At 70.5% G+C, this 22,632-nt stretch carries 19 protein-coding genes; 15 read left to right on the forward strand and 4 right to left on the reverse strand.

All coding sequences use genetic code 11. The features are described 5' to 3' along the window. Positions 1-25 precede the first annotated feature (25 nt). The 4 genes from M4V62_RS30625 to M4V62_RS30640 all read right to left on the reverse strand — a co-directional run bounded on the left by M4V62_RS30625 (position 26) and on the right by M4V62_RS30640 (position 5,742). Positions 26-2,449 carry a transglutaminase TgpA family protein gene (locus M4V62_RS30625; protein WP_249590422.1) on the reverse strand — a complete coding sequence of 808 codons (2,424 nt, stop codon included), beginning with the start codon at positions 2,447-2,449 and terminating at the stop codon, positions 26-28. Positions 2,450-2,498: 49 nt separating this feature from the next. Then, positions 2,499-3,866 (reverse strand): DUF58 domain-containing protein, encoded by a 1,368-nt coding sequence (locus M4V62_RS30630; protein ID WP_249590423.1) that lies wholly within the window; start codon positions 3,864-3,866, stop codon positions 2,499-2,501. Beyond that, complete coding sequence (locus M4V62_RS30635) at positions 3,866-4,885, reverse strand: AAA family ATPase (RefSeq protein WP_249590424.1); 1,020 nt, start codon at positions 4,883-4,885, stop codon at positions 3,866-3,868. Before M4V62_RS30635 ends, M4V62_RS30630 begins: the two co-directional genes overlap by 1 nt. 224 nt (positions 4,886-5,109) lie before the next feature. Next, positions 5,110-5,742, reverse strand: coding sequence for a beta-class carbonic anhydrase (locus M4V62_RS30640; RefSeq protein WP_249590425.1), 633 nt, complete (start codon positions 5,740-5,742; stop codon positions 5,110-5,112). A gap of 357 nt (positions 5,743-6,099) precedes the next feature. Between M4V62_RS30640 and rsmH the strand changes: the two genes are divergently transcribed. The 15 genes from rsmH (at position 6,100) to M4V62_RS30715 (ending at position 22,610) form a co-directional block, all read left to right on the forward strand. Further along, a complete protein-coding gene (gene rsmH, locus M4V62_RS30645; protein WP_249590426.1) occupies positions 6,100-7,056 on the forward strand; it encodes a 16S rRNA (cytosine(1402)-N(4))-methyltransferase RsmH in 957 nt (318 codons plus the stop codon). Between the two features lie 48 nt (positions 7,057-7,104). Then, positions 7,105-7,662 (forward strand): cell division protein FtsL, encoded by a 558-nt coding sequence (gene ftsL, locus M4V62_RS30650; protein ID WP_249590427.1) that lies wholly within the window; start codon positions 7,105-7,107, stop codon positions 7,660-7,662. A 5-nt stretch (positions 7,663-7,667) separates the two neighbouring features. Then, the gene (locus M4V62_RS30655; protein ID WP_249590428.1) at positions 7,668-9,629 is read left to right on the forward strand and encodes a peptidoglycan D,D-transpeptidase FtsI family protein; all 1,962 of its coding nucleotides are present in this window, start codon (positions 7,668-7,670) and stop codon (positions 9,627-9,629) included. A gap of 19 nt (positions 9,630-9,648) precedes the next feature. Further along, positions 9,649-11,301, forward strand: a complete 1,653-nt coding sequence (locus M4V62_RS30660; protein ID WP_249590429.1) for a UDP-N-acetylmuramoyl-L-alanyl-D-glutamate--2,6-diaminopimelate ligase — start codon at positions 9,649-9,651, stop codon at positions 11,299-11,301. Positions 11,302-11,305: 4 nt separating this feature from the next. Further along, positions 11,306-12,721, forward strand: a complete 1,416-nt coding sequence (locus M4V62_RS30665) for a UDP-N-acetylmuramoyl-tripeptide--D-alanyl-D-alanine ligase (protein WP_249590430.1) — start codon at positions 11,306-11,308, stop codon at positions 12,719-12,721. After that, a complete protein-coding gene (mraY, locus tag M4V62_RS30670; RefSeq protein WP_249590431.1) occupies positions 12,718-13,788 on the forward strand; it encodes a phospho-N-acetylmuramoyl-pentapeptide-transferase in 1,071 nt (356 codons plus the stop codon). Before M4V62_RS30665 ends, mraY begins: the two co-directional genes overlap by 4 nt. Continuing rightward, a complete protein-coding gene (gene murD / locus M4V62_RS30675) occupies positions 13,770-15,194 on the forward strand; it encodes a UDP-N-acetylmuramoyl-L-alanine--D-glutamate ligase (RefSeq protein WP_249590432.1) in 1,425 nt (474 codons plus the stop codon). Before mraY ends, murD begins: the two co-directional genes overlap by 19 nt. Before the next feature lie 80 nt (positions 15,195-15,274). Next, a complete protein-coding gene (gene ftsW, locus M4V62_RS30680) occupies positions 15,275-16,597 on the forward strand; it encodes a putative lipid II flippase FtsW (RefSeq protein WP_249590433.1) in 1,323 nt (440 codons plus the stop codon). A gap of 6 nt (positions 16,598-16,603) precedes the next feature. Then, positions 16,604-17,698, forward strand: coding sequence for an undecaprenyldiphospho-muramoylpentapeptide beta-N-acetylglucosaminyltransferase (gene murG, locus M4V62_RS30685; RefSeq protein ID WP_160504531.1), 1,095 nt, complete (start codon positions 16,604-16,606; stop codon positions 17,696-17,698). A gap of 40 nt (positions 17,699-17,738) precedes the next feature. Further along, the gene (locus M4V62_RS30690) at positions 17,739-18,527 is read left to right on the forward strand and encodes a cell division protein FtsQ/DivIB (RefSeq protein WP_249590434.1); all 789 of its coding nucleotides are present in this window, start codon (positions 17,739-17,741) and stop codon (positions 18,525-18,527) included. 275 nt (positions 18,528-18,802) lie between these two features. Further along, a complete protein-coding gene (gene ftsZ / locus M4V62_RS30695; protein ID WP_249590435.1) occupies positions 18,803-20,032 on the forward strand; it encodes a cell division protein FtsZ in 1,230 nt (409 codons plus the stop codon). Next, positions 20,029-20,760 carry a peptidoglycan editing factor PgeF gene (gene pgeF / locus M4V62_RS30700; RefSeq protein ID WP_249590436.1) on the forward strand — a complete coding sequence of 244 codons (732 nt, stop codon included), beginning with the start codon at positions 20,029-20,031 and terminating at the stop codon, positions 20,758-20,760. The genes ftsZ and pgeF overlap by 4 nt, the downstream gene beginning before the upstream one ends. 6 nt (positions 20,761-20,766) lie before the next feature. Then, on the forward strand, positions 20,767-21,486 hold the full coding sequence (locus M4V62_RS30705; protein WP_249590437.1) for a YggS family pyridoxal phosphate-dependent enzyme: 720 nt from the start codon (positions 20,767-20,769) through the stop codon (positions 21,484-21,486). A 124-nt stretch (positions 21,487-21,610) separates the two neighbouring features. Further along, complete coding sequence (locus M4V62_RS30710; protein ID WP_249590438.1) at positions 21,611-22,255, forward strand: cell division protein SepF; 645 nt, start codon at positions 21,611-21,613, stop codon at positions 22,253-22,255. 70 nt (positions 22,256-22,325) lie between these two features. Further along, complete coding sequence (locus M4V62_RS30715; protein WP_249590439.1) at positions 22,326-22,610, forward strand: YggT family protein; 285 nt, start codon at positions 22,326-22,328, stop codon at positions 22,608-22,610. Positions 22,611-22,632: the final 22 nt, after the last annotated feature.

Raw genomic sequence — 22,632 nt, forward strand, 5'->3', positions numbered from 1 at the left:
TTACGCGCGTCCTCCTACGTGCCCCTCAGCCCTCCTGCTGCGACGGCCGCGAAGGCCTCCGCAGCGCCGTCCACCGCTTCGCGATCCGCTCGGACCACCGCTCCTTGAGCGCCGTCCCGCGGTCCGAGACCGCCCACACCACCCGTGCGGCCGAACGCGGGGCAAGTGTTGCCCGCAGCCGTGCCGCACGGCCAGCCGTGGCCCGCAGACCGTCACCGACGCGGTGCACGTCGTCGGCCAGACCGGCCGCGGGCTGGGGCCGTGGCGCATAGAGCACCTGTTCGACCGCGGCCGCCAGGCGATGGACGGACTCCGCGGGCGCCGCGGCGAGCTGTCCGATGCGGACGATCCGCGCCGCGGCCTTGCGCGGGGTCTGCGACTCGTCCGGCGTGATCCCGTGGTCCCAGGCCGTGTCGGTCACTTCGAGCCAGGCCGCGAGGGTCCGTGCCGCCGCGTCCGCCTCGGTACGGCCGGGGGAGCCCAGGCGCACCGCGCGGATCCGCTTGCGCCACAGCATCGGCAGCAAGGGCACGCCGAGCACCACGAGCGCCCCCAGGGCCACGAGCACGATCATGCCGATCGGCGGTCCTTCGCCGCCCGAACCGCCCGCGATCGCCGGGGCCGAGCTCGTGCAGCCCCCCTGCCGCTGCTGGTCGGGCGGGCAGCTCGCGGAGGCCGACGGCACGTCCGACGGCGCCGACGACGAGGTCGGCTCCGGCGACGACGGGTCGCTCGCACCGTCGGACGGGGTGTCCGGGCGCGTGTAGTCCGGCACCGTGCCGCGGTTCGGGGTCGGCTCGAAGCGGGTCCAGCCCACGCCCTCGAAGTACAGCTCGGGCCACGCGTGCGCGTCCCGCAGACCGACCGACATCGAACCGTCCGCCTGCGCGGCACCGGGCGTGAAGCCCACCGCGACGCGCGCCGGGATGTCCAGCGTCCGCGCCATCGAGGCCATCGCGAACGAGAAGTGGACGCAGAAGCCTTCCTTCTGCTCCAGGAAGCGGGCGATCGCCGCCGGACCGCTGCCCGCACGCACCTGCGTGTTGTACGTGAAGCCGCCCTTCGAGGCGAACCAGTCCTGGAGCTTGACCGCCTTCTCGTAGTCGTTCGAGGTGCCCTTGGTGATCTGGCGGGCCTCGGACGCGACCACGGACGGCAGCGTGTCGGGCACCTTGGTGAACTCTTCCGCGATCTGCCGGGGCGGCGCGGACGCGCCCGCGAGCTGCTCGGCGGTCGGCTGCACGACCAGGCTCTTGACCTCGTACTGCGCGCCGCGCGTCGTCTGGCCGCGGTCACCGACCAGGGCGCGCCCCACCGGCTCGTACCGCCAGCGGCCGTTGATCTTCACCTCGCTCGCCGGGTAGGGCATCGGCAGCCAGTTCTGCGCGTAGTTCTCGGCGGCCGAGATGTTCGTCTGGATCTCGCTGCGCGGGACGTCGGGGTAGAGACCGGGCGGGTCCTCCAGGCGCGGCGGTACGTCCTCGATGCTGCGGACGGTGGTCTTCCAGGTCGTGCCGTCGAACTGGTCGAGGGAGACGATCCGCAGGTAGAGGTTCTCGGTCTCCTTGGCGTTCGTCTTGTACGAGATGACCTCGCGGTCGTCCGGTTCGTTCAGGCTGTCCTGGAGCGCGACCAGCGGATTCACCGCCGAGATCGTGCCGCCACCGCCGGAACCCGAACCTCCGGCGCCACCGGAACCGTCGAGGAGACCGCCGTCCAGGGCGGGCAGCGCGAGCGGCACCACCAGGGCGATGCCCAGCGCGACCGCGCCGATGCGCCGCCCCGTGCGGACCGGTGCGACGGCGCCGCTGTCGCTCTCCAGGCCTCCCGAGATCCGTCCGGGCGCGCGCGCGGCGCCCCCGAAGACCCGCCCCCACTGGGAGAGCCGGTCCCGGCCCTCGGCGAGGAGCAGCAGCAGATACCCGGCGGCCGCGAGCAGGAACCACAGCCACCCCGCCCCGTCCCCGGAGAGCCCCGCGGCGACGGAGTACAGCGCGAGCAGCGGAAGACCCGCGGGCGCCGCCGTACGGAACGTCACCGCGAGGGCGTCCACCGCGAGACCGATCACCAGGACGCCGCCGACCAGCATCAGCCGGATGCCGTCACTGAGCGGCGCCGGGATCGCGTACTGCCCGACGTCGTTGCCGCCCGCCTCGAGCAGCATCCCGAACTCCCGGAACACGTCGGGCCCGGGGATCACCCCGCCGATCGCCTGCCCGCGGGCGAACACCAGCGTCAGGAGCAGCAGAGTCACAAGCGCCTGCACCGCGACCGTGACCGGCCGGGCCAGCGGGACCCGCCGGGTGAGCGCGCCCACGCCGCTCTGCAGCGCGAGCAGGATCGCCGCCTGGACGAACCACGTCGCCGGATCGACGAGCGGCAGCAGCGCACCCGATGCCATCAGCGTGGCCGCCGTGGCACAGAGCGCGAGTCGCGCGCGCCCACTCATGTACGTCCCCCTGTTGTCGTGCCTGTGGTCCCGCCGGACGGGCCGCCGCTCATCCCCAGCCCCCGGTCGTCGTCCCCGCCGCAGGGGCGGGGCCCGTGCTCGCCCGCAGATGGTCCGCCTGGCGCCACAGGTCCACCAGGGCGACCCCAGGAGGCACCGCCACGGCCGTCCAGCCCGCCTCGCGCAGCATCCGTACCCGCTCGTCGCCGGGACCCGAGGGAGCGCCACCGGGGCCCTGGGCCCAGGCCGTGCTGTCCAGGACGAAGGCGACCGCGGCTCCGCTGCGCTGGCGCATCTTGGCGGCCACCGTCGCCTGCTCCTCGTCGAGGTCGCCGAGGAAGGCGATCAGCAGGCCTTCGTTGCCCCCGCGCAGCACGTCGTACGCGGGTGAGAGCCCGGCGCCTTCCGAGTGGTCGATCACCGCGAGGGTGTCCATCATCAGTCCCGCCGCGTCCGCCGACTCCTGGCTGGCGCCCGCGAAACCGTCCGAGCCCTCGCCCGGCACCGAGTTCCCGGTGTCGGTCAACAGCCGTACCGAAAAGCCCCGTTCGAGCATGTGCACCAGGGCGGACGCCGTGCCCGACACCGCCCACTCGAAGGCCGAGTCGGGACCCGCACCCCGGAAGGCGTGCGCCCGGGTGTCCAGGAGCACCGTGCAGCGGGCCCGCTGCGGCTGCTCCTCGCGGCGCACCATCAGCTCTCCGTAGCGAGCCGTGGAGCGCCAGTGGACGCGGCGCAGGTCGTCGCCGTGGCGGTAGCCCCGCGGGATCACGTCGTCCTCGCCCGCGAGGGCCAGCGAGCGGTGCCGCCCGTCGCCGTACCCCTTGGCCTCGCCGGTCAGACGCACCGGAGGCAGCGCCTCCACACGCGGGATGACCGTCAAGGTGTCGTACGTCGAGAAGGAGCGGGTCAGTTCGCACATCCCGAACGGGTCCGTCAGACGCAGTTGCAGCGGCCCCAGCGGATAGCGCCCCCGCAGATCCGAACGGACGCGGTAGGACACCTCGCGGCGGCCTCCCGCCTCCACCCGGTCGAGCACGAACCGGGGCCGCGGCCCCAGGACGTAGGGCACCCGGTCCTGGAGCATGAGCAGGCCCGTGGGCAGCCGCGAGACGTTGTCCATCCGCAGATGGACGCGGGCCTCCGAACTGGCGGGCACGCGCGCGGGGGAGAGCCTGCGGCTTCCCGCGACGCGGTAGCGGGTGCGGTAGAGCACCGTCGCGCACACCAGCGGCAGGACGGCGAGCAGCAGCCCGACCCGGAGCAGATCACTCTGGCCCAGGACGTACGCGCAGACGGCGGCGGCGATCCCGGCCGCGAGGAACGAACGCCCGCGCGTGGTCAGTCCCGCGAGCGCGGTCCGCAGTCCGCCCTTGCCCTCCTCGGCCTGCGCCGGCTGCGGCCCCCCGGCCGCCATCACAGCCTCCGCGCGCCGGGCGGCTGCTGGTTGAAGTAACCGCTGTTCGGCTGGACGGCGGCCGGTACGGGCGTGCGCTGGAGGATCTCCAGGACGACCGACTCGGCCGTACGCCGGTTCAACTGGGCCTGTGCCGTGGGCAGCAGCCGGTGCGCGAGCACCGCCACGGCGAGGGCCTGGACGTCGTCCGGCAGGGCGAACTCCCGGCCGCTGAGCGCCGCGGAGGCCTTGGCCGCCCGCAGCAGGTGCAGCGTCGCGCGCGGGGAGGCCCCGAGTCTCAGGTCCGGGTGGTTGCGGGTCGCCCCGACCAGTTCCACGGCGTACCGCCGGACGGCGTCGGCGACGTGGACCGTGCGGACCGCGTCGATGAGCTTCACGATGTCGTGCGCGTGCGCCACCGGCTGGAGGTCGTCGAGCGGCGAGACACCGCCGTGCACGTCCAGCATCTGCAGCTCGGCCTCCGGGTTCGGATAGCCGATCGACACGCGCGCCATGAAGCGGTCGCGCTGCGCCTCGGGCAGGGGATAGGTCCCCTCCATCTCGACGGGGTTCTGCGTCGCCACCACCATGAAGGGGCTCGGCAGTTCATAGGTCTGCCCGTCGATGGTGACCTGACGCTCCTCCATGGACTCCAGGAGCGCGGACTGCGTCTTGGGAGACGCGCGGTTGATCTCGTCGCCGATCACGATCTGCGCGAAGATCGCGCCGGGCTTGAACTCGAAGTCCCGGCGCTGCTGGTCGAAAATGGACACACCAGTGATGTCCGACGGCAGCAGGTCAGGCGTGAACTGGATGCGCCGCACCGAGCAGTCGATGGACCGCGCCAGTGCCTTGGCGAGCATGGTCTTGCCCACGCCCGGTACATCCTCGATCAGCAAGTGCCCCTCGGCGAGGAGCACGGTCAGCGAAAGCCGTACGACCTCCGGCTTGCCCTCGATCACACCCTCCACCGAACTGCGGACACGCTCCGCTGTGGCGGTCAGATCTGTGAGGCTCGCTCGATCGTCATAGGTCGTCACCCGGCCCTCCTCGGACACGTTCTCCGGGCCGACGCTGTGTGTGCGGCCCGGCCCACCCCGAATCACGGACACCGCGCCCGAATGGTTCAGCGCGATGCCCACCCCGCATTCTTGTTGGGCATACCGGGTTGTGTCACTCGCCCGCGGATAACTGGCGGCGATATGTCGCGCCTTACGGCCTTTTGACCGCCGAGCCGGTCCGGAAAGGTCCGGTCCGGACCCGGTCACGCAGGGTCGATCTCCCGCAGCAGACCCGTGGTGACATCGAAGACGAATCCCCGCACATCGTCGGTGTGCAGAAGGAACGGCGAGGTCCGCACGCGCTGCATCGACTGCCTTACGTCCTGATCGACGTCGCGGAAGGCCTCCACCGCCCAGGCGGGCCGCTGGCCGACCTCGAGCTCCAGCTCGTGCCGGAACTCCTCGGTGAGGCTCTCCAGACCGCAGCTGGTGTGGTGGATCAGTACGACGCTCTTCGTGCCGAGGGCGCGCTGGCTGATCGTCAGGGAACGGATGACGTCGTCGGTGACCACGCCGCCCGCGTTGCGGATGGTGTGGCAGTCGCCCAGGTCGAGGCCGAGCGCGTCGTGGAGGTCGAGGCGGGCGTCCATGCAGGCGACGACGGCCACGCCCAGGACGGGGCGTGCGTCCATGCCGGGGTCGGTGAAGCCGGAGGCGTACCGGTGGTTCGCCTCGACGAGACGGTCCGTGACGGTGCCGGCGGTGGCTATGTCACCGGTCGGTTCTGCGGGGACGCCGGAGGTACGGCCCGTGGGAGATGCGGAAGTCGACATGACTATGACGGTAGTCGGCACTGATCGCTCAGGCCCGCTGTGAGAAGGGACAAAGAACGTCAATGACTCTTGTTGTGAGGCAACCCACAGGAGTGGCCCGCGTGCGGCCGAACGGGTGACGGAGCCCGATCCGCGGCTCCCGTGACGACCCGTCCGCGACGCGCAGGCCAGTTGATTGACCGGGCGACACGGTGGACTAAAGTGACGCGAAGTGGGAGCCGTGACCCTGCTCCCCGCTGGACTGTTCACCCGGGGATTCCCTGAATCCCCCCACGTGCGCGGCGCGTACGTACGGCTCGGCCTCCTCCCGCTCCCGGTCGGCTGACGCCACTTCCCCGGCGCCAGCAGGCCGTTCCCCTTCCCGAGCGGGCGGGGACCCGGCCGTGCGCACGATCACCGCGCCGGATCTGAGAGGGCCCTTTGAGCCAGACCCGACACGTCCCGGTGATGCTCCAGCGATGCCTGGACCTGTTGGCCCCCGCGCTGGCCCAGCCGGGCGCGGTCGTCGTCGACTGCACCCTCGGGCTCGGCGGCCACAGCGAGGCGCTCCTGTCCACCTTCCCGTCGGCCCGCCTCATCGGCCTGGACCGCGACAAGGAAGCGCTGCGGCTCTCCGGGGAGCGGCTCGCCCCCTTCGGCGACCGGGCCGAACTGGTCCACGCGGTCTACGACGAACTGCCCGACGTGCTCGACCGGCTCGGCATCGCGAAGGTCCAGGGCGTCCTGTTCGACCTCGGCGTCTCCTCCATGCAACTCGACGAGGCGGACCGAGGGTTCGCCTACGCGCAGGACGCGCCCCTGGACATGCGCATGGACCAGACGACCGGCATGAGCGCCGCCGAGGTCCTCAACACGTACGCACCGGGCGAACTGGTGCGGATCCTGCGCCAGTACGGCGAGGAGAAGCAGGCCAAGCGGATCGTGAGCGCGGTCGTCCGCGAGCGCGAGAAGGAGCCGTTCAGCAACAGCGCGCGGCTCGTCGAGCTGATCCGTGACTCCCTGCCGCAGGCCGCCAAGCGCACCGGAGGAAACCCCGCCAAGCGCACCTTCCAGGCCCTGCGCATCGAGGTCAACGGCGAGCTGAGCGTCCTGGAGGCGGCCATCCCGGCGGCCGTGAAGACGCTCGCCGTCGGCGGCCGCATCGCCGTCCTCTCGTACCACTCGCTGGAGGACCGCCTGGTCAAGCAGGTCTTCGCGGCCGGCGCCGCGACGACAGCGCCGCCCGGCCTGCCCGTCGTCCCCGAGCGCTACCAGCCCCGGCTCAAGCTGCTCACGCGCGGCGCGGAACTGCCCACCGAGGAAGAAGTCGCCGAGAACCGCCGGGCCGCCCCGGCACGGCTGCGGGGTGCGCAGCGCATCCGCGAGGAGACTCTGTGAAGTGCTCCCGCCAGGAGGACGTGTGAACGGCGTCCCTGAGGAGGCCCCATGAGCAAGAAGCCCGAGCTGCGCGGGAGGGCCGCCAGGCTCGCGCGGCTCCTTCCGTCGGGGCCGAGCCAGGCCGCGCGCACGCCTTTCGTGCTGCTGGTCGTGCTGCTGCTCGGCGGCGGCCTGATCACCCTGCTCATCCTGAACTCCTCGCTCAACGAAGGCTCGTTCCAGCTGAGCGAGCTCAAGAAGGAGACGACGGAGCTCACCGACCAGGAGCAGGAGCTCCAGCGGGACGTGGACGCCTACGCCGCTCCCGACGCCCTCCAGCGCCGCGCCCGCGAGCTCGGCATGGTGCCGGGCGGCGACCCGGCCTTCCTGAACCCGGACGGCACCGTGCGCGGCGTTCCCGGCGCCGCCGAGCAGTCCGCGCTGCAGACCGACCCGCGCCCGCAGGAGGTCGCGTCCCCGGCGCCCTCGGTCTCGATCCCGGTGTCGCCCCCGCCCTCGGCGCCGCAGGCGTCCCCGGCGCCCGCCGCCACACCCGCCGTTCCCTCAGAAGCCCCGCCCACGCCCATCCCCTCCGCGAAGCCCGGCCCCACGACCTCCGGCAGGTGACGTAAGTGACGGACCGCCAACCCCCGCGACGCAGGGTCCCGGGCCCCGCGCGGCCCTCGCGCCCCGCACGCCCCGGCCAGCAGCGCCGTCCGGGAGCGGGAGCCCGCCCCGCCGCCCGCCGCCCGCGACCCGCCGCGTCCAAGGCCCGCACCATCCGGCTCGGCAGCCCGCGGCCCCGCCTTCGCATGGTGAGCCTCGGTCTGACCCTGGTGATGCTGGCCTTTGTCGTACGCCTCCTCCAGGTGCAGGCGGTCGACGCGAGCGTGTACACCGCCAAGGCCGAGAAGAACCGCTACTTCAGCCACATCCTGGCCGCCGAGCGCGGCGGCATCACCGACCGCAGCGGCGTCGAGCTGGCCGCCAGCGTGGACGCGTACGACATCACGGCCGACCCCACGATGTTCACGGCGAAGGAGATGGGCATCAAGGACGCGCCCGAACAGGCCGCGGCCCTCCTCGCCCCGATCCTCGACAAGGACGTCGACCGGCTCACCGAGCAGCTCAAGACCCCCAAGACGCGCTACGTCCTGCTCGCCCGCCGGCAGACCCCGCAGGTCTGGAAGCAGATCAAGGACCTGCGCGGCGCGCTGGCCGACAAGGAGCGCGCCGACAAGGGGAGCGCCAACGTCCTCGCGGGGATCTTCCAGGACCCCAGCAGCAAGCGCGTGTACCCGAACGACACCCTGGCCGCCGGGATACTGGGCTGGGTCAACGCCGAGGGCAAGGGTGCGGGCGGCCTGGAGCAGCAGCTCGACAAGGAGCTCGCGGGCAAGGACGGCAAGATCAGGTATGCCCAGTCCGGCGGCCATCAGGTGCCGACCGCGGGCAGCACGGAGACACCCGCCGTGCCCGGCTCGGACGTCGAGCTCACCATCGACCGCGACATCCAGTGGGCCGCGCAGAACGCGATCACCGAGCAGGTGGAGAAGTCCAAGGCGGACCGCGGCTACGTGATAGTGCAGGACAACAAGACCGGCGAGATCCTCGCGATGGCCAACGCCCCAGGCTTCGACCCGAACGACCTCTCGCAGGCCGACGGCACGGCCCTTGGCAACGCGTCGCTCCAGGACGCGTTCGAGCCGGGCTCGACCGCCAAGATCATGTCCATGGCCGCCGTCCTGGAGGAGAAGGCGGCCACGCCCGGCACGCACGTGACGGTCCCCAACCGGCTGCACCGCGGCGACCGGCTCTTCCAGGACGACATCGACCACCCGACCTGGCACCTCACGCTCAACGGCGTGCTCGCCAAGTCCAGCAACATCGGCACGATCCTGGCCACCGGCGAGCTGGGCAAGACCCAGAAGGAAGCCAACCGGTCGCTCTACTCGTACCTGCGGAAGTTCGGCATCGGCAAGAGGACCGGACTCGGCTTCCCCGGCGAGACGGACGGCATCTTCGCGCCCGCCGACAAGTGGTCCACCTCGCAGCAGTACACGATCCCGTTCGGCCAGGGATTCTCGATCAACGCGATGCAGGCGGCCTCCGTCTACTCGACCATCGCCAACGACGGCGTACGCATCGAGCCCACGCTGGTGCGCGGCACGAAGGGGCCCGACGGCCGCTTCACGCCCGCACCCAAGCCCAAGAAGACCCGGGTGGTGAGCGCGAAGACCGCCAGGACGGTGTCGCAGATGCTCGAGTCCGTCATCGACGACGAAGAGGGCACGGGCACCAAGGCCCGCATCCCCGGCTACCGGGTCGCGGGCAAGACGGGTACGGCCAACCGGGTCGACCCCGAGACCGGCAGGTACAAGGGCTACACCTCGTCGTTCGCCGGATTCGCGCCCGCCGACAAGCCGCGCGTCACCGTCTACTGCGCGATCCAGAACGCCACCAAGGGCAGCTACTTCGGCGGCCAGATCTGCGGCCCCATCTACAAGGAAGTCATGCAGTTCGCCCTCAAGACGCTCCAGGTCCCGCCCACAGGCAAGGGCGCGGCCAGGCTCCCCGTCACCTTCGAACCCTGAGCCCTACCAGGACAAACCCGTGACAACGATCACCCCGCGGCCGGGGAACCAGCCCCCGCCACACCGCCCGCTTCGCCCAACAGCCGGTGCGCCCGGTACGCTCACCGCCGTGCCACACGCCGATCAGTCCCAAACCACCCAGAAGGGCGTTCCCGTGACATATCCGGGACCGCCGCGGCCGGTCCAGGTCTCCGCGACGCCGCTCGCCAGGATCGCCGATCAGCTGGGCGTCGCCGCCCCGGGCACGGGGGAGGTCAGCGGCATCACGCACGACTCCCGCGCGGTCCGGCCCGGCGACATCTACGCCGCGCTGCCCGGCGCCCGGCTGCACGGCGCCGACTTCGTCGCCCAGGCCGCCGACCTCGGCGCCGCCGCGATCCTCACCGACCCGACGGGCGCCGAGCGCGCGGCCGTCACGGGTCTGCCGGTCCTGGTCGTCGCCGACCCGCGCGGCTCCATGGGGGAGCTCGCGGCCACGGTGTACGGCCATCCGGGGCGCGATCTGCTCCAGATCGGCATCACCGGTACGTCCGGCAAGACCACGACGGCCTACCTCGTCGAGGGTGGCCTCAAGGGCGTGAAGTCGACCGGCCTCATCGGCACGGTCGAGATGCGCATCGGCGACGAGCGGATCAAGTCCGAACGCACGACCCCCGAGGCGACCGACCTCCAGGCGCTGTTCGCGGTGATGCGCGAGCGCGGCGTCGAGGCCGTCGCCATGGAGGTCTCCTCCCACGCCCTCGTGCTCGGCCGGGTGGACGGCTGCGTCTTCGACGTCGCCGTCTTCAACAACCTCAGCCCGGAGCACATGGAGTTCCACTCCGACATGGAGGACTACTTCCAGGCCAAGGCGCAGCTGTTCACCAAACAGCGCTCCCGGGTCGGAGTGGTCAACTTCGACGACGAGTACGGACGCCGGCTCATCACCGAGTCCGAGGTCCCCGTCACCACCTTCTCCGCCGAGGGCCACCCCGACGCCGACTGGCGCGCGGACGACGTCGAGGTCACGCCGTTCGACTCCACGTTCGTCGTCCTCGGCCCGAACGGGGAGCGGATCACCGCGAAGTCCCCGCTGGCCGGGCCGTTCAACGTCGCCAACACGCTCTCCGCGATCGTCTCGCTCGCCGTCGCCGGGATCGACCCCCAGCAGGCCGCCGACGGCGTCGCGGCGGTGCCGGGCGTCCCCGGCCGCCTGGAGCGCATCGACGCGGGCCAGCCCTACCTCGCGGTCGTCGACTACGCCCACAAGACGGACGCCGTCGAATCGGTCCTGCGCGCCCTGCGCAAGGTCACCGAGAACAAGCTGCACATCGTCCTCGGCTGCGGCGGCGACCGGGACAAGACCAAGCGGATGCCGATGGGCGCCGCTGCGGCCAGGCTCGCCGACACCGCCGTGCTGACCGCCGACAACCCCCGCGGCGAGGACCCCTTGGCGATCCTGGCCACGATGCTCGCGGGCGCCGCCGACGTGCCGTCCCACGAGCGCGGCGATGTCGCCGTGTTCGAGGACCGTGCCGCCGCCATCCGCGCCGCCGTCGCCCGGGCCCAGCCGGGCGACACGGTGCTCGTCGCGGGCAAGGGCCACGAGCAGGGGCAGGACATCGCCGGGGTGGTGCGCCCCTTCGACGACCGCCAGGTACTTCGCGAAGCTATCCAGCAAACCCAGGGATGAATCTGTGATCGCCCTCTCCCTCGCCGAGATCGCCACTGTCGTCGGCGGGCAGACGTACGACATACCGGATCCGTCCGTCCAGGTCACCGGACCGGTCGTCAGGGACTCCCGTGAAGTGGAGCCCGGCAGCCTCTTCGTCGCCTTCGTCGGCGAGCGCGCCGACGGCCACGACTACGCGTCCGCGGTGGTCGAAGCGGGCGCCGCCGCCGTCCTGGCCTCGCGCCCCGTCGGCGTACCGGCCATCGTCGTCGACGACGTGCAGGCGGCGCTCGGCGCCCTTGCGCGGCACGTCGTGGAGCGGCTCGGCGCGACGCTCGTCGCGCTCACCGGCTCCGTCGGCAAGACCAGCTCCAAGGACCTGCTCGCCCAGGTCCTGCGGAGCAAGGCGCCCACGGTCTTCACGCCGGGCTCGCTCAACAACGAGATCGGCCTGCCGCTCACCGCCCTCAGCGCCACCGACGAGACGCGGTTCCTCGTCCTGGAGATGGGCGCGCGCGGCATCGGCCACATCCGCTACCTCACCGGCCTCACCCCGCCGAAGATCGGCCTCGTGCTCAACGTCGGAACCGCCCACATCGGTGAGTTCGGCGGACGCGAGCAGATCGCACAGGCGAAGGGTGAACTCGTCGAGAGCCTCCCCGCCGACGGCACCGCCGTCCTGAACGCCGACGACCGGCTGGTGCGCGCCATGGCTTCGCGCACGAAGGCGCGCGTCCTGCTCTTCGGGGAGTCCGCCGACGCCGACGTACGTGCCGAGAATGTCCGGCTCACGGAGATCGGACAGCCTGCCTTTACGCTGCACACACCCTCCGGGTGCAGCGACGTGACCTTGCGGCTGTACGGTGAGCACCACGTGTCGAACGCGCTTGCCGCGGCCGCCGTCGCCCATGAGCTGGGCATGTCCGCAGACGAGATCGCCCGCGCGCTCTCCGATGCGGGCACGCTGTCCCGCTGGCGGATGGAGGTCACCGAGCGCCCGGACGGCGTGACGGTCGTCAACGACGCCTACAACGCGAACCCCGAGTCCATGCGAGCCGCCCTGCGCGCGCTCGCGTCCATGGGCAAGGGACGTCGTACGTGGGCGGTGCTCGGTCACATGGCCGAGCTCGGTGACGAGGGGCTCGCCGAACACGACGCGGTCGGACGGCTCGCTGTCCGACTGAACGTGAGCAAGCTCGTGGCAGTCGGGGGCAGGGAAGCGTCCTGGCTCCAACTGGGCGCATACAACGAGGGTTCGTGGGGTGAGGAGTCGGTGCACGTGTCCGACGCACAGGCGGCGATCGACCTGCTGCGCAGCGAGCTGCGCCCGGGAGACGTCGTGCTGGTGAAGGCTTCCAGATCGGTCGGTCTCGAGCGGGTCGCCACGGCGCTGCTCGATGACTCCGCGTCGTCGTCCGAGGGGCAGGTCGCCGGCCGATGAGGCAGATCCTCTTCGCGGGTGTGATCGGGCTCTTCCTGACCCTGGTCGGAACCCCGCTCCTTATCAAGTTCCTGGCCCGCAAGGGCTATGGCCAGTTCATCCGGGACGACGGCCCGCGCGAGCACCACAGCAAGCGCGGTACGCCGACCATGGGTGGCATCGCCTTCATCCTCGCCACGCTCATCGCGTACTTCCTCACGAAGATCATCACGGGGACGGAGACCACGCTCTCCGGTCTCCTCGTGCTCTTCCTGATGGCGGGCATGGGCCTCGTCGGGTTCCTCGACGACTACATCAAGATCGTCAAGCAGCGCTCGCTCGGCCTGCGCGCCAAGGCGAAGATGGCGGGCCAGCTGATCGTCGGCATCGGCTTCGCCGTGCTCGCGCTGAACTGGCCGGACAGCCGCAACCAGACCCCGGCCTCCACCAAGCTGTCGTTCGTCACGGACTTCGGCTGGTCGATCGGCCCGGTGCTCTTCGTGGTCTGGGCGCTGTTCATGATCCTTGCGATGTCGAACGGCGTGAACCTCACCGACGGCCTCGACGGCCTGGCCACCGGCGCCTCCGTGATGGTCTTCGGCGCGTACACCTTCATCGGTGTCTGGCAGTACCAGGAGTCCTGCGCCAACGCCGTCACGCTGACCAACCCGCAGGCGTGTTTCGAGGTCAGAGACCCACTCGACCTGGCCGTGGTGGCCTCCGCGCTGATGGGCGCCTGCTTCGGCTTCCTGTGGTGGAACACCTCGCCCGCCAAGATCTTCATGGGTGACACCGGCTCGCTGGCCCTCGGCGGCGCGCTCGCCGGACTCGCGATCTGCTCCCGCACGGAGCTGCTCATCGCGCTCCTCGGCGGCCTGTTCGTCCTGATCACCATGTCCGTCGTGATCCAGGTCGGCTCCTTCAAGATGACCGGCAAGCGGGTCTTCAAGATGGCGCCACTTCAGCACCACTTCGAACTCAAGGGGTGGTCCGAAGTCCTTGTGGTGGTCCGCTTCTGGATCATCCAGGGCATGTGCGTGATCGTCGGACTCGGCCTCTTCTACGCAGGATGGGCAGCCAAGAAGTGACCAGCTGGCAGGGGAAGAACGTCACCGTCGCCGGGCTCGGCGTCTCCGGGATCCCGGCGGCCCGCGTGCTGCACGGCCTGGGCGCCGTCGTCACGGTCGTCAACGACGGCGACGACGAGCGCTCCCGTACGCAGGCCGAGGAGCTGACGGCCGAGGGCATCTCCGTCCGCCTCGGCGACGGGGCCACCCTGCCCGAAGGCACCGAACTCGTCGTCACCACGCCCGGCTGGCAGCCGGACAAGCCGCTCTTCGCGGCCGCCGCGGCTGCCGGCGTCGAGGTGTGGGGCGACGTGGAGCTTGCCTGGCGCCTGCGCGGCCCCGATGCCGCGCCGTGGCTCGCGGTCACCGGCACGAACGGCAAGACGACGACCGTCCGGATGCTGGCCTCGATCCTGGAGGCGGCCGGTCTGCGGACCGCGGCCGTCGGCAACATCGGGGTCTCGCTGCTCGACGTGGTCACGGGCGACGAGACGTACGACGTGCTCGCCGTCGAGCTCTCCAGCTACCAGCTGCACTGGGCGCCCTCGCTGCGCGCCCACTCCGCGACCGTCCTGAACCTCGCCCCCGACCACCTGGACTGGCACGGCTCCATGGAGGCGTACGCCGCCGACAAGGGCCGCGTCTACGAGGGCAATCAGGTCGCCTGCGTCTACAACGTCGCGGACAAGGCCACCGAGGACCTGGTCCGCGGTGCCGACGTCGAAGAGGGCTGCCGCGCCATCGGTTTCACGCTGAACGCGCCCGCGCCCTCGCAACTGGGCGTCGTGGACGGCATTCTGGTCGACCGTGCCTTCGTGCCGGACCGCCAGAAGCAGGCGCAGGAGCTCGCCGAGATCTCCGACGTACGGCCGCCTGCCCCGCACAACATCGCCAACGCCCTGGCCGCGGCCGCTCTCGCGCGCGCCTACGGCGTGCCGCCGACGGCCGTGCGCGACGGTCTGCGCGCCTTCCGTCCCGACGCCCACCGCATCGAACACGTCGCCGACGTGGCCGAAGTGGCGTACGTCGACGACTCCAAGGCCACCAACACCCACGCCGCGGAAGCCTCGTTGGCCGCGTACGAATCGATCGTCTGGATCGCGGGCGGGCTCGCCAAGGGCGCCACCTTCGACGAGCTGGTCGCCAAGTCGGCGAAGCGGCTGCGGGCCGTCGTCCTGATCGGCGCCGACCGCGCGCTGATCCGCGAAGCCCTCGCGCGACACGCGCCCGAGGTCCCGGTCGTCGACCTCGACCGGACCGACACTGGGGCGATGTCCGAGGCGGTACGACAGGCTGCACGGCTCGCCGAGCCGGGGGACACCGTACTGATGGCCCCGGCCTGTGCGTCGATGGACATGTTCACCAACTACAACAAGCGTGGTGACGCGTTCGCGGACGCGGTCCGCGAACTCGGCGCGAGCGCCTGACGCGGGCCCCTTGGTCCGGGGGCGCCCGGCACCCTTAGGAGGGCACGTGGCAGCGTCGTGGTGGCCGTTCGGGGGTCTCGATGGCAGGCAGTAGCGGGCGCGCGCCCACGCGCCTCGCCAGGAGGCCCGCGCCGGTCCGTTCCGCGGGCGCACCCCGCCCGCCGCGGGAGAACGCGGTACGGCGGTTCTACACCCGCGCCAAGCGCGCCTGGGACCGGCCGCTGACCGCGTACTACCTCATCTTCGGCAGCAGCCTGCTGATCACCGTGCTCGGCCTGGTGATGGTCTACTCGGCGTCGATGATCCAGGCGCTGCAGCTGGACCTGCCCGCCGCGTACTTCTTCCGCAAGCAGTTCGTCGCCGCCGTACTGGGGTCGATCCTGCTGCTGGTGGCCATGCGCATGCCCATCAAGCTGCACCGGGCGCTCGCCTACCCGATCCTCGCCGTGACCGTCTTCCTGATGGTGCTCGTGCAGGTCCCCGGGATAGGGCGCAGCGTCAACGGAAACCAGAACTGGATCTATCTGGGCGGCCCCTTCCAGCTCCAGCCCAGTGAGTTCGCCAAGCTCGCCCTCGTCCTGTGGGGCGCGGACCTGCTCGCCCGCAAGCAGGACAAGCGCCTGCTCACCCAGTGGAAGCACATGCTCGTGCCGCTCGTGCCGGTCGCCTTCATGCTGCTCGGACTGATCATGCTGGGCGGCGACATGGGCACCGCGATCATTCTCACGGCGATCCTTTTCGGCCTGCTCTGGCTCGCGGGAGCGCCGACGCGGCTCTTCGCGGGGGTGCTCTCGATCGCGGCCCTGCTCGGCGTGATCCTCATCAAGACCAGCCCCAACCGCATGGCGAGGCTCGCCTGCATCGGTGCCACGGATCCAGGACCCGGCGACCAGTGCTGGCAGGCCGTGCACGGGATCTACGCCCTGGCCTCCGGCGGATTCTTCGGTTCCGGCCTCGGCGCGAGTGTGGAAAAATGGGGTCAACTGCCGGAACCGCACACCGACTTCATCTTCGCCATCACGGGGGAGGAACTCGGCCTGGCGGGGACACTGTCGGTGCTCGCTCTGTTCGCGGCTCTAGGCTATGCGGGTATCCGCGTGGCCGGACGCACGGAGGACCCCTTCGTGAGGTATGCCGCGGGAGGCGTGACCACCTGGATCACGGCGCAGGCCGTGATCAACGTCGGTGCGGTGCTCGGTCTGCTGCCGATCGCCGGTGTCCCGCTCCCGCTGTTCTCCTACGGGGGCTCAGCCCTGCTGCCGACCATGTTCGCCATCGGACTCCTCATCGCCTTCGCGCGGGAGGACCCGGCGGCAAAGGCGGCCCTGGCCATGCGGCAACCTCGGGTGAGATGGAACACGATGAGACGGCGCGTCAAGGCGCGTTCGTCCGGAGAGCGGTGAATTTCGGTGCATGTCGTACTCGCCGGTGGGGGGACCGCCGGCCACATCGAGCCCGCGCTCGCCCTCGCGGACGCCCTGCGGAGGCAGGACCCGACCGTGGGCATCACGGCCCTGGGCACGGAGCGTGGACTCGAGACCCGGCTCGTACCGGAGCGGGGCTACGAACTCGCGCTGATCCCGGCCGTCCCGCTGCCGCGCAAGCCCACCCCTGAGCTGATCACCGTCCCGGGACGGCTGCGCGGCACGATCAAGGCGGCCGAGCAGATCCTGGAGCGGACGAAGGCGGACTGCGTGGTCGGCTTCGGCGGCTATGTCGCGCTGCCGGGGTACCTCGCGGCCAAGCGGACCGGGACGCCGATCGTCGTGCACGAGGCCAACGCGCGTCCCGGCCTCGCCAACAAGATCGGGTCGCGGTACGCCCACGGGGTGGCCGTCGCCACGCCGGACAGCAAGCTGCGCAACTCCCGCTACATCGGCATCCCGTTGCGCCACACCATCGCCACGCTCGACCGGGCCCGGGTCCGCCCGGAGGCGCGCGCCGCCTTCGGCCTCGACCCGAACCTGCCGACGCTGCTCGTCTCCGGCGGTTCGCAGGGCGCCCGGCGGCTCAACGAGGTCGTCCAGCAGGTCGCTCCGGTCCTCCAGCGCGCCGGGATCCAGATCCTGCACGCGGTCGGCCCGAAGAACGAAATGCCGTACGTCGAGAACATGCCCGGTATGCCGCCCTACATCCCGGTACCGTACGTGGACCGGATGGACCTCGCGTACGCCGCGGCGGACATGATGCTCTGCCGCGCGGGCGCGATGACCGTCGCCGAACTCTCGGCCGTCGGGCTTCCGGCCGCCTACGTCCCGCTGCCCATCGGCAACGGCGAACAGCGGCTGAACGCCCAGCCGGTGGTCAAGGCGGGCGGTGGACTCCTGGTGGACGACGCCGAACTGACGCCCGAGTGGGTGCAGGGCAACGTGCTCCCGGTGCTCGCCGATCCGCACCGGCTGTACGAGATGTCCCGCGCCGCATCGGAGTTCGGCCGCAGGGATGCCGACGACCTGCTCGTCGGCATGGTGTACGAGGCGATCGCGTCGCGCCGCAACGGGTGAGCCGGCGCTAGACGGCAACAGCACAAGAAGGCAGGGGACCGTGGCCGGACCGACCACCGCCGAACGGCAGAAGCTCGACTCCGGCCCGCCCCGCCCAGCGCGCTCCCGCCCGCGCGTCCCGCGGCCGCGCACTCTGATCCTCTCGCTGATCGCACTCGTGCTGCTCGGCGCCGGAGGCGTCTGGCTGTTCTACGGCTCGCAGTGGCTGCGCGTGGAGCGCGTGACGACGTCCGGCACCCGGATCCTGACGCCCGAAGAGGTGCGCGAGGCCGCCGCGGCGCCGGTCGGGGCGCCCCTGATTTCGGTCGACACCGACGCTCTTGAGGACCGGCTGCGCAAGAAACTGCGGCGTATCGACTCGGTCGACGTGGTCCGTTCCTGGCCGCACGGAATCGGTCTGAAAGTGACCGAACGCAAGCCGGTTCTGCTTATCGAAAAGGGCGGAAAGTTCGTCGAAGTGGACGCCAAGGGCGTGCGATTCGCCACGGTCGGACATGCCCCGAAGGGCGTTCCGCTCCTGGAATTGAGGCCGGATCAGGAGAACGCGGCGGCGAGCCTGCGCCGTTTCGACTCCCACCGCCTGCGCCGCGAGTCGGTACGGGTCGCGGGCGCGCTTCCGGCCGCCGTGGCCCGCGATACGCGGGTCGTCAAGGTCCGTTCGTACGACTCGATCTCGCTGGAGTTGAGCGGCGGCCGCACCGTAGCGTGGGGCAGCAGCGAGAAGGGCCGGACGAAGGCAAGCACACTCACCGCGCTGATGAAAGCCGCCCCCAAGGCACGGCACTTCGATGTGAGTGTCCCCACCGCACCTGCTTCATCGGCGAGTTGACGCATATCGTCGCAGGCCAGCACCCTGGTTCGGCAGCGCTACGGCTGATCACATAGGGTGAAAAGAAAAACGGGAGGTTCGGCGTGTTCGTTGAACGTGCGCCACTTGTCGACTTAGTGTCCTGTTCGGAAGAGTCCAAGGAACAGACACACTGGTAACCCTAAACTTCAGCGTTAGGGTTCGGGTCGGCGTTCGGACCGTCCCATTCGGCATCAGTCGTCGCGGCGCGATCCCGCGAGGCGGCGACACGTAACTCGAGGCGAGAGGCCTTCGACGTGGCAGCACCGCAGAACTACCTCGCAGTCATCAAAGTCATCGGTGTCGGCGGCGGTGGTGTCAATGCCATCAACCGGATGATCGAGGTCGGTCTCAAGGGCGTCGAGTTCATCGCCATCAACACCGACGCGCAAGCCCTGTTGATGAGCGACGCCGACGTCAAGCTCGACGTCGGCCGTGAACTCACCCGTGGCCTCGGCGCCGGAGCCAACCCGGCAGTCGGCCGCAAGGCGGCAGAAGACCACCGCGAGGAGATCGAGGAGGTCCTCAAGGGGGCCGACATGGTCTTCGTCACCGCCGGCGAAGGCGGTGGCACCGGCACGGGCGGCGCACCTGTCGTCGCCAACATCGCTCGCTCCCTGGGCGCCCTGACCATCGGCGTCGTCACCCGGCCGTTCACCTTCGAGGGCCGTCGTCGCGCCAATCAGGCCGAGGACGGGATCGCGGAGCTGCGCGAAGAGGTCGACACCCTCATCGTCATCCCCAACGACCGGCTCCTGTCCATCTCGGACCGGCAGGTCAGCGTTCTGGACGCCTTCAAGTCGGCGGACCAGGTCCTGCTCTCCGGTGTCCAGGGCATCACCGACCTCATCACGACCCCCGGTCTGATCAACCTCGACTTCGCCGACGTCAAGTCGGTCATGTCCGAGGCGGGTTCGGCCCTCATGGGCATCGGCTCGGCGCGCGGCGACGACCGCGCGGTGGCCGCCGCCGAGATGGCGATCTCCTCGCCGCTCCTGGAGGCGTCCATCGACGGAGCGCGGGGAGTCCTGCTCTCCATCTCCGGCGGCTCCGACCTCGGCCTCTTCGAGATCAACGAAGCGGCCCAACTGGTCAGCGAGGCGGCCCACCCCGAGGCCAACATCATCTTCGGCGCCGTCATCGACGACGCCCTGGGCGACGAGGTCCGGGTCACCGTCATCGCGGCGGGCTTCGACGGCGGTCAGCCACCGTCCAAGCGGGACACCGTCCTCGGCTCGGCGTCGTCGGCCAAGCAGCGTGACGAGCAGCCGGCGGCCACGAGCCGTCCGGCCGAGTCGTCCCGTTCGCCCTACGGCGGCCTCGGCAGCGTCACGTCGCACGACGAGCCCTCGTCCCCGGAGCCCGCCGAGGCGCCCGTGGTCAACGAAGCCCCGTCCGCGCCCGTGGCCCCGCCGCAGGTTCCGCCGGCCCGTCCGTACCAGGACAGCCAGGCCGAAGAGCTGGACGTGCCGGACTTCCTGAAGTGATAAGCCGGCACAGCACTGCGAGCGGCGCGCACTTCGCCTTCACCGACAGGTGGGGCGGGGTGAGCGCCGTTCCGTACGAAGAGCTCAACCTCGGCGGTGCGGTCGGCGACGACCCGCAGGCCGTGCGCACGAACCGCGGGCTCGCCGCCACGGCCCTCGGCATCGACCCGGCGCGGGTCGTCTGGATGAACCAGGTCCACGGCCCCGATGTCGTCGTGGTCGACGGACCCTGGGGCAGCGATGCCGAGATCCCGGCGGTCGACGCCGTGGTGACCGCTCGCCGGGGCCTCGCCCTGGCGGTCCTCACCGCGGACTGCACGCCCGTCCTGCTCGCCGACCCGGTCGCCAAGGTCGCGGCGGCGGCTCACGCGGGGCGTCCCGGCATGCTGGCGGGGGTCGTCCCCGCCGCCGTCGAGGCGATGGTGAAGCTGGGCGCCGACCCGGCCCGCGTCATCGCCCGCACCGGACCCGCCGTCTGCGGCCGCTGCTACGAAGTGCCGAAGGAGATGCGCGCCGATGCCGCCGCGATCGAGCCGGCGGCGTACGCCGAGACGAGCTGGGGCACTCCGGCGGTCGACGTGACCGCGGGGGTGCACGCCCAGCTGGAGCGGCTCGGGGTGCGCGACCGGGAGCAGTCGCCGGTGTGCACCCTGGAATCCGGTGACCACTTCTCGTACCGCCGCGACCGGACCACCGGTCGTCTCGCGGGCTATGTCTGGCTGGACTGATAGGGCATGACGGACCGTAAGTCTCAACTCACCGCAAATCTGGCGGAGGTCGAAGAGCGCATCGCCGCGGCGTGCGGGGCGGCCGGGCGCAAGCGGGAGGAGGTGACCCTGATCGTGGTCACCAAGACCTACCCCGCGAGCGATGTGCGGATCCTCTCGGAGCTCGGCGTCCGGCACGTCGCCGAGAACCGCGACCAGGACGCGGCCCCCAAGGCCGCCGACTGTGCGGACCTTCCCCTTACTTGGCACTTTGTCGGTCAATTGCAGACCAACAAGGTCCGTTCTGTGGTCAGTTATGCCGATGTGGTCCAGTCCGTGGACCGCCCCAAGCTCGTCACGGCACTCTCGGCGGGGGCCGTGCGCGCGGAGCGGGAACTCGGCTGCCTGATCCAGGTCGCCCTCGACGCCGAGGAGAACGGGCGGGGCGAGCGCGGGGGCGTGGGCCCCGGCGGAATCGAGGAGTTGGCCGGACTCGTGGCACAGGCTCCGGGGCTGCGGCTCGACGGTCTGATGACCGTGGCGCCGCTCACCGGTCCGTACGCGGGGCGGCAACAGGCGGCGTTCGAGCGGCTGATGGAATTCTCAACCCTTATGCGCGCGGCTCATCCGGCTGCGAACATGGTGTCGGCAGGGATGAGTGCGGACCTCGAACAGGCCGTGGCGGCCGGGGCGACACATGTGCGCGTCGGTACGGCGGTACTCGGAGTCCGACCCGGGCTCGGGTAACGTCGCCAAGAAGTCGGACCACAGCAGAAAATATGGTCATTCTCGCTGTTGGGCGGGGAGACCTCGTGGATCGCGGGCAGTTGGTGACGACAGCCGATCCACCACAGAGCGGAGGACTCAGAGCATGGCCGGCGCGATGCGCAAGATGGCGGTCTACCTCGGCCTCGTGGAGGACGATGGGTACGACGGTCCGGGGTTCGACCCCGATGACGAGTTCGAACCCGAGCCGGAGCCCGAGCGGGACCGCAGGCGGCATGAACCGCCACACCAGTCGCACCAGTCCCGTCAGGCGCACGTGTCTGAAAGGGACGAATCGGTACGAGTGGTGCAGCCCCCCGCACAGCGTGAGCCGGTCGCCCATTCCGCTTCGCTAGCCGCGGAATCCGGACGTCCGGCGCGAATCGCCCCCGTGGCATCCATCACACCTGAACGCCAGAGCCTGGAGAAGAACGCACCGGTGATCATGCCCAAGGTTGTGTCCGAGCGGGAGCCCTACCGCATCACCACGCTGCACCCCCGGACCTACAACGAGGCCCGTACCATCGGGGAACACTTCCGCGAAGGCACTCCGGTGATCATGAATCTGACCGAGATGGACGACACGGATGCGAAGCGACTTGTCGACTTTGCCGCCGGTCTCGTCTTCGGCCTTCATGGCAGCATTGAGCGAGTGACGCAGAAGGTGTTCCTGTTGTCGCCTGCTAACGTCGATGTAACGGCGGAGGACAAGGCTCGCATCGCAGAGGGCGGGTTCTTCAACCAGAGCTGAGACGTAAGTGACGCAGTAACGCAGAACCGGCAAACGCAGCACGAGTAACAGGGGAGAGGGAACCGCGAACATGAGCGTGGTCTTGCAAGTGCTTTACATCGCGCTGATGTGCTTCCTCATCGTGTTGATCTTCCGGTTGGTCATGGACTACGTCTTCCAGTTCGCCCGCTCATGGCAACCCGGCAAGGCGATGGTGGTCGTTCTGGAGGCCACCTACACTGTCACTGATCCACCGCTCAAGCTTCTGCGGCGGTTCATTCCGCCGCTGCGTCTCGGGGGCGTGGCGCTCGACCTGTCCTTCTTCGTACTGATGATCATCGTCTACATCCTGATCACCGTCGTGAGCGGCTTGTGAACGATACGGTCTTGCCGAATGC

Source organism: Streptomyces durmitorensis, assembly GCF_023498005.1.
Taxonomy (GTDB): domain Bacteria; phylum Actinomycetota; class Actinomycetes; order Streptomycetales; family Streptomycetaceae; genus Streptomyces; species Streptomyces durmitorensis.

What these genes read in the sequence shown, in the direction of transcription:
- M4V62_RS30625 (WP_249590422.1), bottom strand. Translation starts at nt 2,449, where the DNA reads ATGAGTGGGCGCGCGCGACTCGCGCTCTGTGCCACGGCGGCCACGCTG.
- M4V62_RS30630 (WP_249590423.1), bottom strand. Translation starts at nt 3,866, where the DNA reads ATGGCGGCCGGGGGGCCGCAGCCGGCGCAGGCCGAGGAGGGCAAGGGC.
- ftsL (WP_249590427.1), top strand. Translation starts at nt 7,105, where the DNA reads ATGAGCAAGAAGCCCGAGCTGCGCGGGAGGGCCGCCAGGCTCGCGCGG.
- mraY (WP_249590431.1), top strand. Translation starts at nt 12,718, where the DNA reads ATGAGGCAGATCCTCTTCGCGGGTGTGATCGGGCTCTTCCTGACCCTG.
- murD (WP_249590432.1), top strand. Translation starts at nt 13,770, where the DNA reads ATGGGCAGCCAAGAAGTGACCAGCTGGCAGGGGAAGAACGTCACCGTC.
- ftsW (WP_249590433.1), top strand. Translation starts at nt 15,275, where the DNA reads ATGGCAGGCAGTAGCGGGCGCGCGCCCACGCGCCTCGCCAGGAGGCCC.
- M4V62_RS30705 (WP_249590437.1), top strand. Translation starts at nt 20,767, where the DNA reads ATGACGGACCGTAAGTCTCAACTCACCGCAAATCTGGCGGAGGTCGAA.
- M4V62_RS30710 (WP_249590438.1), top strand. Translation starts at nt 21,611, where the DNA reads ATGGCCGGCGCGATGCGCAAGATGGCGGTCTACCTCGGCCTCGTGGAG.
- M4V62_RS30715 (WP_249590439.1), top strand. Translation starts at nt 22,326, where the DNA reads ATGAGCGTGGTCTTGCAAGTGCTTTACATCGCGCTGATGTGCTTCCTC.